General features: G+C 58.3%; 12 protein-coding genes. All 12 read right to left on the bottom strand.

Annotation, left to right across the window (positions count from 1 at the left end; all coding sequences use genetic code 11):
- Nucleotides 1-3: 3 nt before the first annotated feature.
- The 12 genes from ftsA to rsmH are packed head-to-tail and all read right to left on the bottom strand — an operon-like array spanning nt 4 to nt 15,224.
- A complete protein-coding gene (gene ftsA / locus ACU6HM_RS09685) occupies nt 4-1,230 on the bottom strand; it encodes a cell division protein FtsA (RefSeq protein WP_009455039.1) in 1,227 nt (408 codons plus the stop codon).
- Between the two features lie 7 nt (nt 1,231-1,237).
- Nucleotides 1,238-2,029 carry a cell division protein FtsQ/DivIB gene (locus tag ACU6HM_RS09680; protein ID WP_009455041.1) on the bottom strand — a complete coding sequence of 264 codons (792 nt, stop codon included), beginning with the start codon at nt 2,027-2,029 and terminating at the stop codon, nt 1,238-1,240.
- Nucleotides 2,030-2,046: 17 nt separating this feature from the next.
- Nucleotides 2,047-2,997: a D-alanine--D-alanine ligase gene (locus ACU6HM_RS09675; RefSeq protein ID WP_022983454.1), complete on the bottom strand. Its 951-nt coding sequence runs from the start codon at nt 2,995-2,997 to the stop codon at nt 2,047-2,049.
- A complete protein-coding gene (murC, locus tag ACU6HM_RS09670; protein WP_022983453.1) occupies nt 2,994-4,400 on the bottom strand; it encodes a UDP-N-acetylmuramate--L-alanine ligase in 1,407 nt (468 codons plus the stop codon). The genes ACU6HM_RS09675 and murC overlap by 4 nt, the downstream gene beginning before the upstream one ends.
- Nucleotides 4,397-5,470, bottom strand: coding sequence for an undecaprenyldiphospho-muramoylpentapeptide beta-N-acetylglucosaminyltransferase (gene murG, locus ACU6HM_RS09665; protein WP_009455043.1), 1,074 nt, complete (start codon nt 5,468-5,470; stop codon nt 4,397-4,399). Before murG ends, murC begins: the two co-directional genes overlap by 4 nt.
- Nucleotides 5,467-6,660, bottom strand: a complete 1,194-nt coding sequence (ftsW, locus tag ACU6HM_RS09660; protein WP_026485176.1) for a putative lipid II flippase FtsW — start codon at nt 6,658-6,660, stop codon at nt 5,467-5,469. The genes murG and ftsW overlap by 4 nt, the downstream gene beginning before the upstream one ends.
- Complete coding sequence (gene murD / locus ACU6HM_RS09655) at nt 6,657-8,186, bottom strand: UDP-N-acetylmuramoyl-L-alanine--D-glutamate ligase (RefSeq protein ID WP_446763721.1); 1,530 nt, start codon at nt 8,184-8,186, stop codon at nt 6,657-6,659. The genes ftsW and murD overlap by 4 nt, the downstream gene beginning before the upstream one ends.
- The gene (gene mraY, locus ACU6HM_RS09650) at nt 8,183-9,355 is read right to left on the bottom strand and encodes a phospho-N-acetylmuramoyl-pentapeptide-transferase (protein WP_009455045.1); all 1,173 of its coding nucleotides are present in this window, start codon (nt 9,353-9,355) and stop codon (nt 8,183-8,185) included. Before mraY ends, murD begins: the two co-directional genes overlap by 4 nt.
- Entirely contained in the window at nt 9,345-12,122 is a 2,778-nt protein-coding gene (murF, locus tag ACU6HM_RS09645) for a bifunctional UDP-N-acetylmuramoyl-L-alanyl-D-glutamate--2,6-diaminopimelate ligase MurE/UDP-N-acetylmuramoyl-tripeptide--D-alanyl-D-alanine ligase MurF (protein ID WP_250756762.1), read from the bottom strand. The genes mraY and murF overlap by 11 nt, the downstream gene beginning before the upstream one ends.
- On the bottom strand, nt 12,119-13,858 hold the full coding sequence (locus tag ACU6HM_RS09640) for a peptidoglycan D,D-transpeptidase FtsI family protein (protein WP_022983449.1): 1,740 nt from the start codon (nt 13,856-13,858) through the stop codon (nt 12,119-12,121). The genes murF and ACU6HM_RS09640 overlap by 4 nt, the downstream gene beginning before the upstream one ends.
- Entirely contained in the window at nt 13,855-14,157 is a 303-nt protein-coding gene (gene ftsL, locus ACU6HM_RS09635; RefSeq protein ID WP_009455049.1) for a cell division protein FtsL, read from the bottom strand. The genes ACU6HM_RS09640 and ftsL overlap by 4 nt, the downstream gene beginning before the upstream one ends.
- The gene (gene rsmH, locus ACU6HM_RS09630) at nt 14,154-15,224 is read right to left on the bottom strand and encodes a 16S rRNA (cytosine(1402)-N(4))-methyltransferase RsmH (RefSeq protein WP_009455051.1); all 1,071 of its coding nucleotides are present in this window, start codon (nt 15,222-15,224) and stop codon (nt 14,154-14,156) included. Before rsmH ends, ftsL begins: the two co-directional genes overlap by 4 nt.
- Nucleotides 15,225-15,229 lie beyond the last annotated feature (5 nt).

Raw genomic sequence — 15,229 nt, 5'->3', positions numbered from 1 at the left:
CCCTTAATTCATGAACCATTCCTTCATGCGTGCCATCAGCCCTTTCACACTGCCTTTTTGCTGGGCCACTTTGCGGCCACGAGCGCTTTGCAGGCGAGCTTCGGTCAACAGACCCATCACCGTCGAAAAACGGGGGTTGCGCATGACATCAGCCAAGCTACCTTCATAGCTGGGCACAGCAATACGCACAGGTTTCAGGAACACGTCCTCGGCCAGCTCCACGATGCCCGGCAACATGGCCGTACCACCAGTCAGCACCACGCCCGAGGACAGCAAGTCTTCGTAGCCCGATTCGCGCAGGCTTTGCTGCACAAAGGTGAACAACTCCTCCACACGCGGCTCGATCACGGCACCCAGGGCCTGGCGCTTGACCTGGCGGTTGGGACGATCACCCAGACCGGGCACTTCAATCATTTCTTCCGGATGGGCCAGCGATTGCTTGGCCACACCAAAACGCAGCTTGATCTCTTCCGCATCCGGCGTAGGGGTGCGCAACATGGCGGCAATGTCGCTGGTGATCTGGTCGCCCGCGATCGGGATCACGTCGGTATGACGAATCGCACCGCCGGTGTAGATGGCGATATCGGTTGTACCGCCACCAATGTCTACCAGCACCACGCCCAGCTCTTTCTCGTCCGCCGTCAGGCAAGACAGGCTGGAGGCCAAAGGCTGCAAAATCAGGTCCTGTACTTCCAGACCACAACGACGCACACACTTGACGATGTTCTGCGCTGCGCTGACGGCACCGGTCACAATGTGTACCCGCACTTCCAGACGCAGACCGCTCATGCCTATGGGTTCGCGAATATCTTCTTGCGAATCCACGATGAACTCCTGCGTGAGCACGTGCAGCACTTGCTGGTCGGTGGGGATATTCACGGCCTTGGCCGTTTCAATCACGCGTGCCACATCGGTCGCCGTGACTTCCTTGTCTTTGACCGCCACCATGCCGCTGGAGTTAAAGCTGGTGATGTGGCTGCCTGCAATTCCGGTGTAGACCTCACGGATCTTGCAATCGGCCATCAACTCCGCCTCTTCCAAAGCGCGCTGGATAGAATTGACTGTCGTCTCGATATTGACGACCACCCCTTTGCGCATGCCCTGGGATTCATGCTGTCCCAGACCAAGCACTTCAAACCGGCCTTCCGGCAGCACTTCGGCCACCACCGCAACCACTTTGCTGGTGCCGATGTCCAATGCAACGATCAGGTCTTTGATGTCACGAGTCATATGTTCTTTACTTCACAGGGGTAGATGAAACCGGAGCCAGCGTTATCGCAAAGCCATTCGGGTAACGTAAGTCGGCACTTTGCAAAGCACGGTCGCCAAGCCGTTGCATCAAGGCAGGCCAAGCCTGCACAAATCGTTCAACACGTACCGCAAAGGGCAATGCACCTTTACGACCGTGCGGGTCGGCAATATCAGCAGCCGGGTCACGCCCCAGGCTTAGCTGCATGCCGTTGGACAACACTACATCCCAGGCGTAGCGCGGGCTCAGCGTCACTTCACTGACCTGTACATCCAGCGGCCCAAACCAGCGTGCCAACTCGGCATACCGTTGCACCACCAGACGCTCCGAATTCGGAGGACCGCTTAGCTGGGGTAAATCCACATCATCAGGCACCACGGCTTTATTGGCCGAAAATGATTCACCCCAGGTGTTGATCATTTCGTCTTCGTTCCAATAGGCCAGCGGCTGCTGTTCTTCAATCCGTACCGACAAGCTATTGGGCCAAACGCGGCGGATCTGCGCGCGACGTACCCAAGGAGCCGTTTCAATCAGAGCGCGGGACTTGTCCAGATCTACTGTGAAGAAGTTGCCTTGCAGGCGACCGGCAATCGTGGCTTTCACCCCTTCAGGAGTCACATAGGCCAGACGTTCGCCTTGCGAGGACTCGATCTGAATGCGTTCGATATTGAAGTACGGACGACGCACAGCCCAAACCACAACACTGATCACCAATGCCGATACCGCTAGCAAAGCCAGCGTATTGGCGATCAGGTTGGTCAGACGTGCATCGGAAAACATGAGTCAGGCTCCCCGTTCTATAGGCTGCGAGCAATGGCCTGCACCTTGCAGCGCGCCGTTGCCAAAATGTTCACGCACAACTGGGCGTAGCTGGTGCCCTCTGCTTTGGCTGCCATGGGCACCAAAGAGTGGCTGGTCATGCCCGGAGAGGTATTCATCTCCAGCAGCCAGGGGCGGTTTTGCCCGTCCAGCATGAAATCGGCACGGCCCCAGCCTTCGCAGCCCAGTGCATTGAACGCACGAACAGACAGATCCTGGATATGTGCCGTCAATTCGGGCGACAGATCTGCAGGACAGAAGTACTGGGTTTCGTCCGAGTAATACTTGTGTTCGAAGTCGTAATTGCCTTGTGGGGCCACAATATCGATCACGGGCAAGGCACGTGCCTGGGCGCCAACGCCGATGATGGGTACAGTCAATTCGCGACCACGAATGAATTGCTCAGCCAGCACGACGGTGTCGTAATGCATGGCGGTTTCAAAGGCGGCAACAGCCTCCTCGGCGCGGTCCACACGCACCACCCCCACGGTGGAACCTTCATGGGGCGGCTTCATGATCAGGGGCACACCCAGACGTTCAACCGCAGCGGCAACCTGGCTGACATGATCCAGCTGCGCAAAACCGGGAGTGGGCAAACCCAGGTGCTGCCAGATGTGCTTGGTCATGATCTTGTCCATGGCCAAGCCGGAGGCCATCACACCGCTGCCGGTGTAAGGAATGCCCATCCACTCCAAAGCACCCTGCAAGGTGCCGTCTTCGCCGTAACGACCATGCAAAGCAATAAACACGCGGTCAAAACCGGCCTGAGCCAGTTCGGTCAGTCCTTTCTCGCCCATATCGAACAAATGCGCATCCACGCCCATGCTGCACAGCGCTTCATGCACGCCTGCGCCAGACATCAAGGACACTTCACGTTCGGCGGACTTGCCGCCGTACAACACGCCGACCCGACCAAAATCCGCTGTCATGCCATTTCTCCCAATTGAGCAGGAATCCGGCTGATGGACCCTGCACCCATTACCAACACCACATCGCCGTCACGGACAAAGTCCAGAACGGCTTGTGCCATATCGCTGATTTCGGCCACGAAAATGGGTTCGACCTTGCCGAGCACACGCACTGCGCGACTCAAGGCTCGGCCATCGGCGGCCACAAGGGGAGCCTCACCGGCGGGATAGACCTCTCCAAGGAGGACCGCATCGGCCTGGCTAAGTACCTGCACGAAATCTTCAAAGCAATCACGGGTGCGTGTGTAGCGGTGCGGCTGGAATGCCAGCACGATGCGGCGATCAGGCCAAGCACCACGTGCGGCCGCCAAGGTAGCAGCCATTTCGACAGGATGGTGACCATAATCGTCAACAACAGTAAACGTGCCACCACCCTGCGCCTGGGAAACCGGGAAGTCACCCACCATGGAGAAGCGACGCCCCACGCCGGTGAACTCTTTCAGACCACGGGCAATGACCTCGTCACTGACACCCAGCTCAGTGGCAACCGCAATGGCAGCCAAGGCATTGAGTACATTGTGCTTTCCGGGCAGATTCAGGCACACGGACAGCAGGGGAAGATCGCCTGTGGCCCCTTTGCGCTGCACATCAAAACACATGGTGGTGCCACGGCTTTCGATGTTGATCGCGCGGACCTGGGCATCGGTATCAATGCCGTAAGTCGTGACAGGACGCGATACAAAAGGAATGATTTCGCGCACATTCGCATCGTCGTTGCACACGATGGCGCTGCCGTAGAACGGCAGGCGGTGCGTGAAGTCGATGAAGGCGCTTTTCAGTCGGGCAACGTCATGGCCATAGGTGTCCATATGGTCGACGTCGATATTGGTGATGATGGCCATCACCGGCAACAGGTTCAGGAAAGAAGCATCGGACTCATCCGCTTCCACCACGATGTAATCGCCCTGCCCCAAGCGAGCATTGGCACCGGCCGAATTCAGGCGACCACCGATCACAAAGGTGGGGTCCAGATCAGCCGCGCCCAGCAGGCTGGCTACCAGGCTGGTGGTGGTGGTCTTGCCATGCGTACCAGCCACGGCAATGCCGCGCTTCAAGCGCATCAGCTCGGCCAGCATCAGGGCACGTGGCACCACCGGAATGCGGGCGGCACGCGCGGCCAGCACTTCGGGGTTGTCACCCGCAATGGCGGTGGAGGTGACGATCGCGCCCATGCCAGCGACGTTTTCGGCTTTATGGCCGATCACGATACGAGCACCCAGCTGTTCCAGGCGACGAGTTACCGCCGTTTCCTGAATATCCGAGCCACTGATGGCAAAGCCCAGGTTCAGCATGACTTCGGCAATGCCGCTCATGCCCGAGCCGCCAATCCCTACAAAATGAATATGTTGAATGCGGTGTTTCATCCCACCCTCCTTGCCGCCTGCTGACATGCTTCGGCAATCTGCTGCGTGGCATTCAACTGTGCATGTTCTTGCGCGTGGCTGGCCACACGACTTAGCTCTTCACGGTTCAGTCCTTGCAACCATTGCGCAAGCCACTGAGCCGTCAACTCCGATTGTTTCTTGAGCCACGCACCCGAGCATTCGCTCAGGTAGCGGGCGTTGGCTGTCTGGTGATCGTCAATCGCATGGGGCAGCGGCACGAACAGAGCTGCTACGCCGATTGCAGCCACTTCAGCTACCGTCATGGCACCGGCGCGGCAAATCAGCACATCGGCCTCTTTCATGGCCTGCGCCATATCGCCAATAAAGGCCTTGCAGTCGGCCTGCACCTGATTGTCCGCGTAGCTTTTCTGCAAGCTTTCCAGATGCTGCTGGCCGGACTGATGGGTTACATGCGGGCGCTGCTCGGCAGGGATCAGCGCCATGGCCTCAGGCACCACTTTGTTCAGCGCTGCAGCCCCCAGGCTGCCGCCCACCACCAGAATGCGTAGCGGTCCGCTGCGTTTGGCATAACGCTCGGCAGCCGAACCTTGGCCTACGAAAGCATCGCGCACCGGGTTGCCCACAGTTACTGCACCAGGCAAGGCACCGGGGAAGCCGGTCAACACACTGGTCGCCATTTTGGCCAGGTAGCGATTCGCCGTACCGGCCACCGCATTTTGCTCATGCACTACCAGCGGGCAGCGCGACACAAAAGACATCAGGCCACCGGGGAAAGCCACGTAGCCGCCCATACCCAGTACCACATCCGGCTTGGCTTCCTGCAGGCAGCGATGCGCCTGCCAGCAGGCACGGATCAAAGTAAAGGGTAAGGAGAGCAATGCCTTCACGCCTTTGCCTCGTAGTCCGGAAAATCGCAGAGGCAGCATTTTAATCCCATGCTGTGGGACCAAGCTACCTTCCATGCGCTCGGGATGACCCAGCCACAACACTTGCCAGCCGCGTTGCTGCATGGCTTCAGCCACGGCCAGCCCGGGCATGATGTGCCCGCCTGTACCGCCTGCCATGATCAGGATGGTTGGAGTGCTCATGTGCGCTTACCTCGCATCATTTGCCGATTCTCAAAATCCACCCGCAGCAACAAGGCAAAAGCCACCAGATTCATCACAATGCCCGAACCACCGTAACTGACCAAAGGCAAGGTCAGACCCTTGGTAGGCAACAAACCCAGCACCACACCAATATTGATAAAAGCCTGCACGCCAAACCACAGCGCCACACCTTGAGCGACGACACCGCTGAACAAGCGATCCATGGCGCAGGCCTGACGACCAATATTGAAGCTGCGCCATACAACAAAGCCAAAGGTCAGGACTAGAGCGGCCACGCCAACAAAGCCCAGCTCTTCGCCAATTACCGCGACGATGAAGTCGGTATGGGCTTCAGGCAGGTAATGCAGTTTTTCCACGCTGGAACCCAGACCCACGCCAAACCATTCGCCTCGGCCCAAAGCAATCAGCGAGTGCGACAACTGATAGGCACTGCCATAAGCATTGTCAGGATTCCAGGGGTCCAGATACACGAACAAACGTTCACGACGCCACGGTGAGAGCCAGATCAGCAAAAGGAAGCTGCTGACCATAATGCCCAGCAAGGCAGAGAACAACTTGCCGTTAATTCCGCCAATGAACAAAATGCCCACCGCAATGGCCACGATGACCATGAAGGCGCCCAAGTCAGGCTCCATCAACAGCAACACACCAACCAGACCCAGGGCCACCGCCATAGGCAGGAAACCTCGAATAAAGGTATGCAGGTGCTGCTGCTTGCGCACGGTGTAATCAGCGGCATACAGAACCATGGCTACTTTCATCAGCTCCGAAGGCTGGAAGTTGATGATGCCCAAAGGCAACCAGCGGCGTGCACCGTTTACTTCACGGCCAATGCCGGGAACCAGCACCACCAGCAGCAAGAAAATAGCCAGAGCAAACAGAGGCACGGCCAACTTCTGCCATACACGCAGCGGCACGGTTGCGGTAAACATGGCCAGCACCACACCCACCACAATGAACAAGGCGTGGCGAATTACAAAGTAGTAACGACCGTAGCTTTCATAGCGCGGTCCGTCTGCCAAAGCGATCGAGGCCGAATACACCATCAGCAAACCAAACAGGGTCAGCATCAGTGTGGCGGCCAGCAAGGGGCGATCAAACGCAGGCAATGCCGTGCGTCCGGGGCGTACGGCATTGACACCCGAGGTCAGCTCAGCAAACAGACTCATGCCGGCTCTCCTCTATCCAGTGCCATCTCGGTCACGGCGGCGACAAAACACATGCCGCGATGGTGATAGCTTTTGAACATATCCATGCTGGCGCAGGCCGGAGACAGCAAGACCACATCGCCCGAACGCGCCTGCTCGGCAGCAGCGTGCACAGCAGCTTCCAGACCCTCGCAGAAACGATGACGGACATCATGAGCGTCCAGAACAGAGGCAATCAGCTTGGCGTCCTGCCCAATCAAGAATACTTCGGCCACATTCGAGGCAGCCGCAACGGCCAGCGGCTCAAAATCCTGGCCTTTGCCCAAACCACCGGCAATCAGCCAGACACGCTGATCAAACCCACGCAAGGCGGCAACAGTCGCGCCGACATTAGTACCTTTGCTGTCATCCAGATATTGAACACCGTCCATCACACGCACCAGTTCGACACGGTGCGGCTCCCCTTGATAGGTGCGCAGACCATTGAGCAACTCAGCCCAACCCAGACCCAGACAACGAGCCAGCAACATGGCTGCTTGGGCATTCAAGGCGTTGTGACGCCCCTTGATCTGCAAAGCCTCAACCGGCATCAGGCGTTTCAAGCCACCTTTACCGCGCACGGCAGGCTCAGCCGGTGCATTACGTTTTTTCAGGCCTGTTGCCGGCAGCTCAAAATCGGTAGGCTCATTGGTCACCAACCACTGCATGCCGCCATCCGTCAGCAAGCCCATATCGCCCAGCAAAGCGGGCTGGTCCAAACCGAAGCTGCGCACCGACTCCTGGCTGGCATCGGGAATCATGGCCATAACGGCTGGATCATCACGATTGACCAAGGCCACATCACACATGCTGTACATGCGCTGCTTGGACTCGACGTAAGCGTCCATGCCGCCATGCCAGTCCAGATGGTCCTGGGAGATATTCAGTACAACGCCAGCATCTGCCTGCAAGCTAAAGGTGCTGTCCAACTGGAAGCTGGACAACTCCAGAACCCAGACCTGAGGCAAGGCATTGTTTTCCAGAGCGTCGCACAGGGCGGTCAGCGCAGCAGGGCTGATATTGCCCACGGCCAGTGCAGAAACACCTGCCTGCTCCAGCAAGTGGCGCGTCATGGCCGTGACGGTAGTCTTGCCATTGGTGCCGGTAATGGCCACCACACGGCTTGCATGGCCTTGATCAGCCAGGTCTTTCAAGGCACGGGCAAATAGCTCGATCTCGCCAATGACTTCGATTCCACGATCTCGTGCCTGGCTTAAAAAGCCGGCCAGAGCAGGATCCAGAGGCGACAAGCCGGGGCTGATCACCAGGGTATGCACGTCGTTCAGGCTATCGGCCTGCAGGGCATTTTGCCCCAGACGCGTATCCAGAGCCGAACTGCTCAGGGCCTGAAGCTTGTCCAGACCCTGCACGTTCTCGCGTGTATCCGCCAAACGAATGCTGGCCCCCTGGGCCAAAGACCAGCGAGCCGCAGCAAAGCCTGTCTCGCCTAACCCAAGGATAAGCATGAGACCGTCTTTACGGATCGAAGGAAAACTCAGAGCATTCATCGCAATTTCAATGTAGACAGACCAACCATGACCAGCATCATGGTGATGATCCAGAAGCGAACCACCACCTGTGTTTCTTTCCAGCCGCCAACTTCAAAATGATGGTGCAGCGGCGCCATGCGGAACATTCGTCTGCCCTGCCCGTAGCGTTTCTTGGTGTACTTGAACCAGGTCACCTGCAGCATCACCGACAAGGTTTCCACCACAAACACGCCACCCATAATGAACAGCACGATTTCCTGGCGAACGATCACCGCGATCGTGCCCAGCGCACCGCCCAGGGCCAGCGCACCCACATCACCCATGAACACTTGGGCGGGATAGGCGTTGAACCACAAAAAGGCCAGACCCGCACCGGCAATGGCTGCACAGATCACCATCAACTCACCCGCGCCGGGAATATAGGGGAACAAGAGATATTTGGAGTAGTCGACCCGGCCAACCACGTAGGCAAAAATACCCAAGGCAGCGCCCACCAGCACGGTAGGCATGATGGCCAGACCGTCCAGGCCGTCCGTCAGGTTGACGGCGTTGCTGGAGCCAACAATCACTGCCCAGGTCAGCACCACAAAGCCCAGCACACCCAGCGGGTAGCTGACGGACTTGAAGAACGGCACGATCAGGTCAGCCTGCGCAGGCAGGGGCATGGTGAAGCCGCTCAGGACCCACTCTTTGAACAAGGGCCACAGCTCGGTATTGGCAGGCACCGAAACGGCAAAGCTCAGGTACACGGCCGCAACCATACCGATCAAGGCTTGCCAGAAAAATTTCTGACGCGAGGACATGCCTTCGGGGTCACGATTGACGACTTTCTTGTAGTCGTCTGCCCAACCAATCCAGCCAAAACCAAAAGTCACCAGCAGAACGACCCACACAAAACGGTTGGTCCAGTCTGCCCACAACAAGGTACTGATACCGATAGAAATCAGGATCAGGACACCGCCCATGGTGGGGGTGCCATTCTTTTGCAAATGCGATTCAGGGCCGTAAGCGCGCACAGCCTGACCGATCTTCAGTTCGGTCAGCTTGCGAATAACCCAGGGACCTGCCAACAAGCCAATTGCCAGCGCAGTGGCGCTGGCCAAAATAGCACGCAGGGTGATGTACTCAAACACCCCAAAGGCGCGAATATGATCGTCCGATAGCCAACGTGCCAGTTCAAGAAGCATGAGTGGCCCCTTCGTTATGGGAGAAGTGGTTTTCCAGGGCGGCAACCACACGCTCCATACGGGCGCTGCGCGAACCCTTGATCAACACATGGGATGGCTCCAGGGCCAGCAGATAAGCCACCATGTCTTCCAAAGTCTCGAATTGATGCGCACGTGCACCAAAAGCCTGGGCAGCATGGCTGGCATCGCCACCCAAGGTCAGCAATTCATCCATGCCACGCTCTTTAGCGTAGGCACCCACTTCAGCGTGCAATTCGGAGCTGTTATCACCGATCTCGGCCATATTGCCCAGCACCAGCACCTTGCGGCCTTTCAGCTGTGCGAGCACATCAATGGCAGCACGTACCGAATCCGGATTGGCGTTGTAGGTGTCGTCAATCAACTGGTAACCGGAAGACAGTTGCTTGGGCTGCATACGGCCCGTGACAGGACGGAAGCTTTCCAAACCCTGCACAATCGCGCTCAACGGCGCACCGGCGGCATGTGCGCAAGCGGCAGCGGCCAAGGCATTGCGCAGGTTGTGGATACCGGGGCTGTTCAAGGTCAGGGCAGCAGACTGGCCTGCCACATGCAACATAAAACGGGTTTGAGCTGGCTCGACAAACATATCGGCCGCAAAGACCGTTTCCTGACCGCTCAGGCCAAAGCGCAATACGGGACGCTGACCAGCCTGCTCAGCCCACATGGCGCTGAAGGCATCATCATCAGGAATCACCAGCGCGCCATCTTGTGGCAGCGCGTCAATCACGGCACCGTTTTCACGAGCCACTGCTTCCACACTGTGCATGAACTCCTGGTGTTCACGCTGTGCGTTATTGATCAGGGCGATCGTGGGGCGAGCCATGGACGCCAGCACGGCGATTTCGCCGGGATGGTTCATGCCCATTTCCAGAACGGCGGCTTTGTGCTCGGAGCTCAAACGCAGGATGGACAGGGGTACACCCAGATCGTTGTTCAAATTACCGCGAGTTGCCAGGCTTTCTGCTTCGCCCAACCAGGCGCGCAAGATCGCGGCAATCATTTCCTTGGTCGTGGTCTTGCCATTGCTGCCGGTCACGCCGATGACAGGGATGTCAAAGCGCGAGCGCCACTCGGTCGCCAAGGTCATCAGCGCACGACGCGTATCGCCCAGCACAATTTGTGGCAGTTCGACTTCGGCATCACGCTGAGCCACGAGGGCCGCCACAGCGCCCTGCTCTTTCGCTTTTTCCAGATAGCGATGACCATCGAACTGCTCGCCGCTCAGGGCCAGGAACACATCACCTTTGCTCAGACTGCGGGAATCGGTGCTCAAACGCACGCCACGCAACCACAGCAAGGCGGCTTTGGCCCAGTCGGAATCATCAAACACAGAACGCTCGCCCTGGACTTCCTGATAGGTTTCGTGGCCCTTACCGGCCAGCAAAACAATATCTTCAGGGCTGGCAGCCCAGATCGAAGACAGGATGGCGCGAGCCCGATCCATTTGCACGGCCGGCGCCTCAGGCATACCAGCCACGATCTGACGAATGATTTCGGCAGGATCTTCAAAACGTGGGTTGTCGGTCGTAACCAGAACGCTGTCGGCCAGACGGGCCGCCACTTCACCCATAATGGGGCGCTTGGCCGTGTCGCGGTTACCGCCGCAACCAAATACGCAAATCAGCTTGCCGCCACGTACGCTGGCCACTTCACGCAAGGCTTGCAGGGCGCGTTCCAGTGCATCGGCAGTATGAGCGTAATCCACCACGACCAAAGGCAAGGGCTGACGACCTGCGGTGCTCTTGGGCGTCACAATTTGCAAACGGCCAGGCACGGACTCCAGCTTGTCCATGATGCGGGCGATCTTGGACACAGGCCAGCCCACTTCCTGCAGCACACCCGCCACCAACAGAAGGTTGGCCACGTTATGCTCGCCCAGCAAGTGGGTCAAAATTTGTGCGGTGCCGTGAGCGGTCACCAGATTGAATACCTGGCCGTCGGCACCGGTATGCACGTCCTGAGCCAGCAGATCCACCTCGGGCTGGCTCATGGAGTAGGAAATCACACGGGCAGCCAGACCGGCCTGCATCAATTCACGGCCCGTTTCATCGTCAGCGTTCACGACGGCGCTACGCAGACCGGGCCAACTGAACAGGCGCAGCTTGGCCTGTTTGTATTCTTCCATGCTGTGGTGATAGTCCAGATGGTCATGCGTCAGGTTGGTGAACCCGGCAATATCAATACGGACACCATCCAGACGGCCTTGTTCCAGACCAATGGACGAGGCTTCCAGGGCCACGGCATTGCCGCCTTGAGCGCGAATAGCAGCCAGGCTACGGTGTACGGTCAGCACGTCCGGCGTGGTCAGAACGCCACCCAGATTGGAGCCATCAGGCAAGGTCACGCCCAGCGTACCGATCGTGCCGCAAGGCACTTGGGAATGATTCAAGGCCGACGCCACCCACTGCACGGTGGACGTCTTGCCATTGGTGCCGGTCACCGCCACGACAGTCATGGCCTCGGAAGGACGGCCCCACCATTCGTGGGCCACTTCACCCAGCAAGCCCCCCAGATTGGGAACCTGCAAAACAGGCACACCGGGATCAACTGCTTGATCGCCCTGCTCGCGCACAATGGCCACTGCACCTTGCTGCACAGCCTGAACTTCGTACTCACGACCATCACCCTGATGGCCGCGGCAGGCGAAAAACGCATCACCCGCCTTGATCTGGCGGGAATCCAAACACAGATTAGCCGTGGGCGCTACATGCTGCGCCAGCCACTCCAATATTGCTGCGGCGTTCATCGTACATTCTCCGCACCGGGGCCAACGGCCACCAGCGAATCTATGGGCGCATCAGGCTGGACACCTAGGCGTCGCAAGCTCCGGGCCACAATTTCTGAAAAAATCGGCGCGGCAATACGCCCGCCGTAATAATTGGAACTATGTGGTTCGTCAATCGTGACGGCCACCACAATGCGAGGGTCGGAGACAGGCGCGAAGCCGACAAAAGAGCCGCGATACAAGGACTTGCTGTAACGACCATCCACAATCTTGCGGGCCGTGCCGCTCTTGCCAGCGACGCGATAGCCTTGCACCTGAGCCAGACGGGCACCGGCTGGGCCCGCCGCAGCTTCCAGCATGGCGCGAACTTCCGCGGCCACTTTAGGGGTGTAAACCTGAACGCTGGCGGGCTTGCCTTCGCGCTTGAGCAAAGTCATGGAAACCATGTCGCCATTACGCGCAAACGCCGTGTAGGCGTGGGCAATTTGCAGCAGGGAAACCGACAGGCCATAGCCATACGACATGGTGGCGCGCTCGATGGGACGCCAGCGCTCCCAGGGGCGCAGTCTTCCGCTGGCAATACCGGGAAAATCGGCCTGCGGAGAACGGCCAAAACCCAGCTCGGTAAACTTGTTCCACATTTCCTGCGAAGTCAGGCGCTCGGAAATCATGGTCATGCCAATATTGCTGGACCGACGCAAAATACCGGCAGCATCCAGCATGCCATTGTTGCGACTAACGTCACTGATCACACTACCTTGGTAGCGGTACTGACCATTGCCCGTGTTGAACTGGGTGGCGGTGGTGATGCGGTTGATATCCAGTGCCAGAGCCACGGTAAACGGCTTCATGATGGAACCGGGCTCAAAGGTGTCGGTCAAGGCACGGTTACGCAGGGCCGGACCCTTGCGATCGTCCCGGTCGTTGGGGTTGTAGGTAGGCAAGTTAACCAGGGCCAGAATCTCCCCGGTTTTCACGTCCATGACCACGGCCGCAGCGGCATTGGCCTTGACGTCTTCCATACCTTTTTTCAAGGCGGTGTAAGCGTCGAACTGCAAGCCGGCATCAATGGACAAGTGCAAGTCCTGACCGTGGGTAGGCGGGATGATGGCGCGCACGTCCTCCACCACACGTCCCAGACGGTCACGAATTACGCGGCGCGAACCGGGCGTGCCGGACAAGGCGGAGTTGAAGGCAAGCTCAATGCCCTCGATGCCCTGGTCTTCAATATTCGTAAAGCCCACAATGTGCGCCATGACATCCCCTTCGGGGTAGAAACGACGCATTTCTTCTTGTTGGTGGATACCAGGGATCTTCAGTTCAGCGATTTGAGCGGCCACATCCACATCCACCTGACGCTTGATGTAGACGAAGTTACGATCTTCAACGGACAGACGACGCTCGATATCGGACTGCCCCATACCAAGGAGCTTGGCCAACTGACCGATCTGCTCGGGTTTGGCATTCCGAGCATCATCAGGAATAGCCCAGATGGCTTTGACAGGCACACTGGAGGCCAGCACCACGGAACCACTACGATCAAAAACCTTGCCACGCATGGGCGGCAGCACCTGGGTGCGCTCGTAACGGCGCTCGCCTTGCTGCTGCAGAAATTCGGTAGACAGGCCCTGCAAATACAAAGCCTTGACGATCAGGGCGCCAAACCCCAGAAACAAGAGGACCAGCACCAAACGCGAGCGCCAGAATGGAATCTGGACGCTCAGGACGGGATTTTCGTGATAGCCGAATCGTTTCATGGCCGCCCTCCGGACTGCACCTGGGTCGAGCTCAGCTCACCCCCTTGCAAATAGAGAGTGCGCTCGGGAGAGCTCAGCACCAGGCCCAATTCGTTGCGACCAATATCGTCCACGCGGGCGTTACGGGCCAGCTCGGCCCGTTCCAGTTGCAGACGACGCCAGTCCGTATCCAGTTCACCGGCTTTGGTGACCAGACGATCGGTTTGCACAAACAGCTCGCGCGCCTGATAGCGCGCCGTCACCAAAGAGATGGCCGAAAGCATCAACACCAAAGAGAGGGTGATGACCAGGCGCATCATCGGCGGCCTCGCTTGCCGGCGGGCTGTCGGCTATAGGCGGCCTGTTGCAGCAGACGCTCGCTGGCGCTGCGCATCCAGTCCTGGGGGATGGGAGTGTCGGTGCGTTGCACCACACGTAATACCGCCGAGCGGGCTCGGGGGTTGTCGCTGGACTCCTCGTCGGTGGGCAAGATTCTGCCCAAAGACTGCACCAGAGGCTGGGGCAAGTCTTTTTCCAGGATAGGTAGACGTGACTGTTCCTGCGCGGGACGCGCAGCTGCGTTCATGAACTGTTTGACCATGCGGTCCTCCAGTGAATGAAATGCAATCACCGCAAGCCTGCCCCGAGTCGCCAATCGACTCAGAATTGACGGAAGCGCGTGCGCGAGCTCTTCGAGCTCACGATTGAGGTAAATCCGTATAGCCTGGAAGGTCCTGGTTGCCGGATGTTGACCCTTTTCGCGCGTGCGGACGACACCGGCGACGAGCTCGGCGAGATCACGCGTTGTATGTAGCGGGCGGGATTGGCGGCGATCAACAATCGCCTTTGCAATCTGGAAAGCAAACCGTTCTTCGCCATATTCTGCAATGACCTCCTTTAAAACTTCTACGCTGACCTCGGCCAGCCACTGTTCAGCGGTCAAACCACCGCTGGTATCCATGCGCATGTCCAACGGACCTTCGCGCATAAAAGAGAAACCTCGTTCTGCGTCGTCGATTTGTGGCGAGGAAATGCCCAAATCCATCATGACGCCTTGCAATGGCCCCACATCCAGCTCGTCCAGAGCCTGAGCCAAATCACCAAAACCACTATGTACAACCGTCACACGACTATCTTGTGCTGCCAGCTCCTGGGCCACGGCGATCGCTTGCGGATCCTTGTCGATCACGATCAGGCGCCCCTGGGGACTCAAGTGCGACAACAACAGACGGCTGTGACCACCACGACCAAAAGTGCAATCAACGTACACACCATCGGCCAAACCCTGGATTTCAGGGTTTTGCGCCCAGCGCCGGGCCTCAAAGGACGGATCCACGAGGGCCGCCACCGTAGGCTCCAGCAGCACGGATCGATGTACCAGCGTCATGACTT

The sequence above is a fragment of the Alcaligenes sp. RM2 genome, from assembly GCF_052931795.1.
This window is presented reverse-complemented; position numbering and strand designations above follow the sequence as displayed.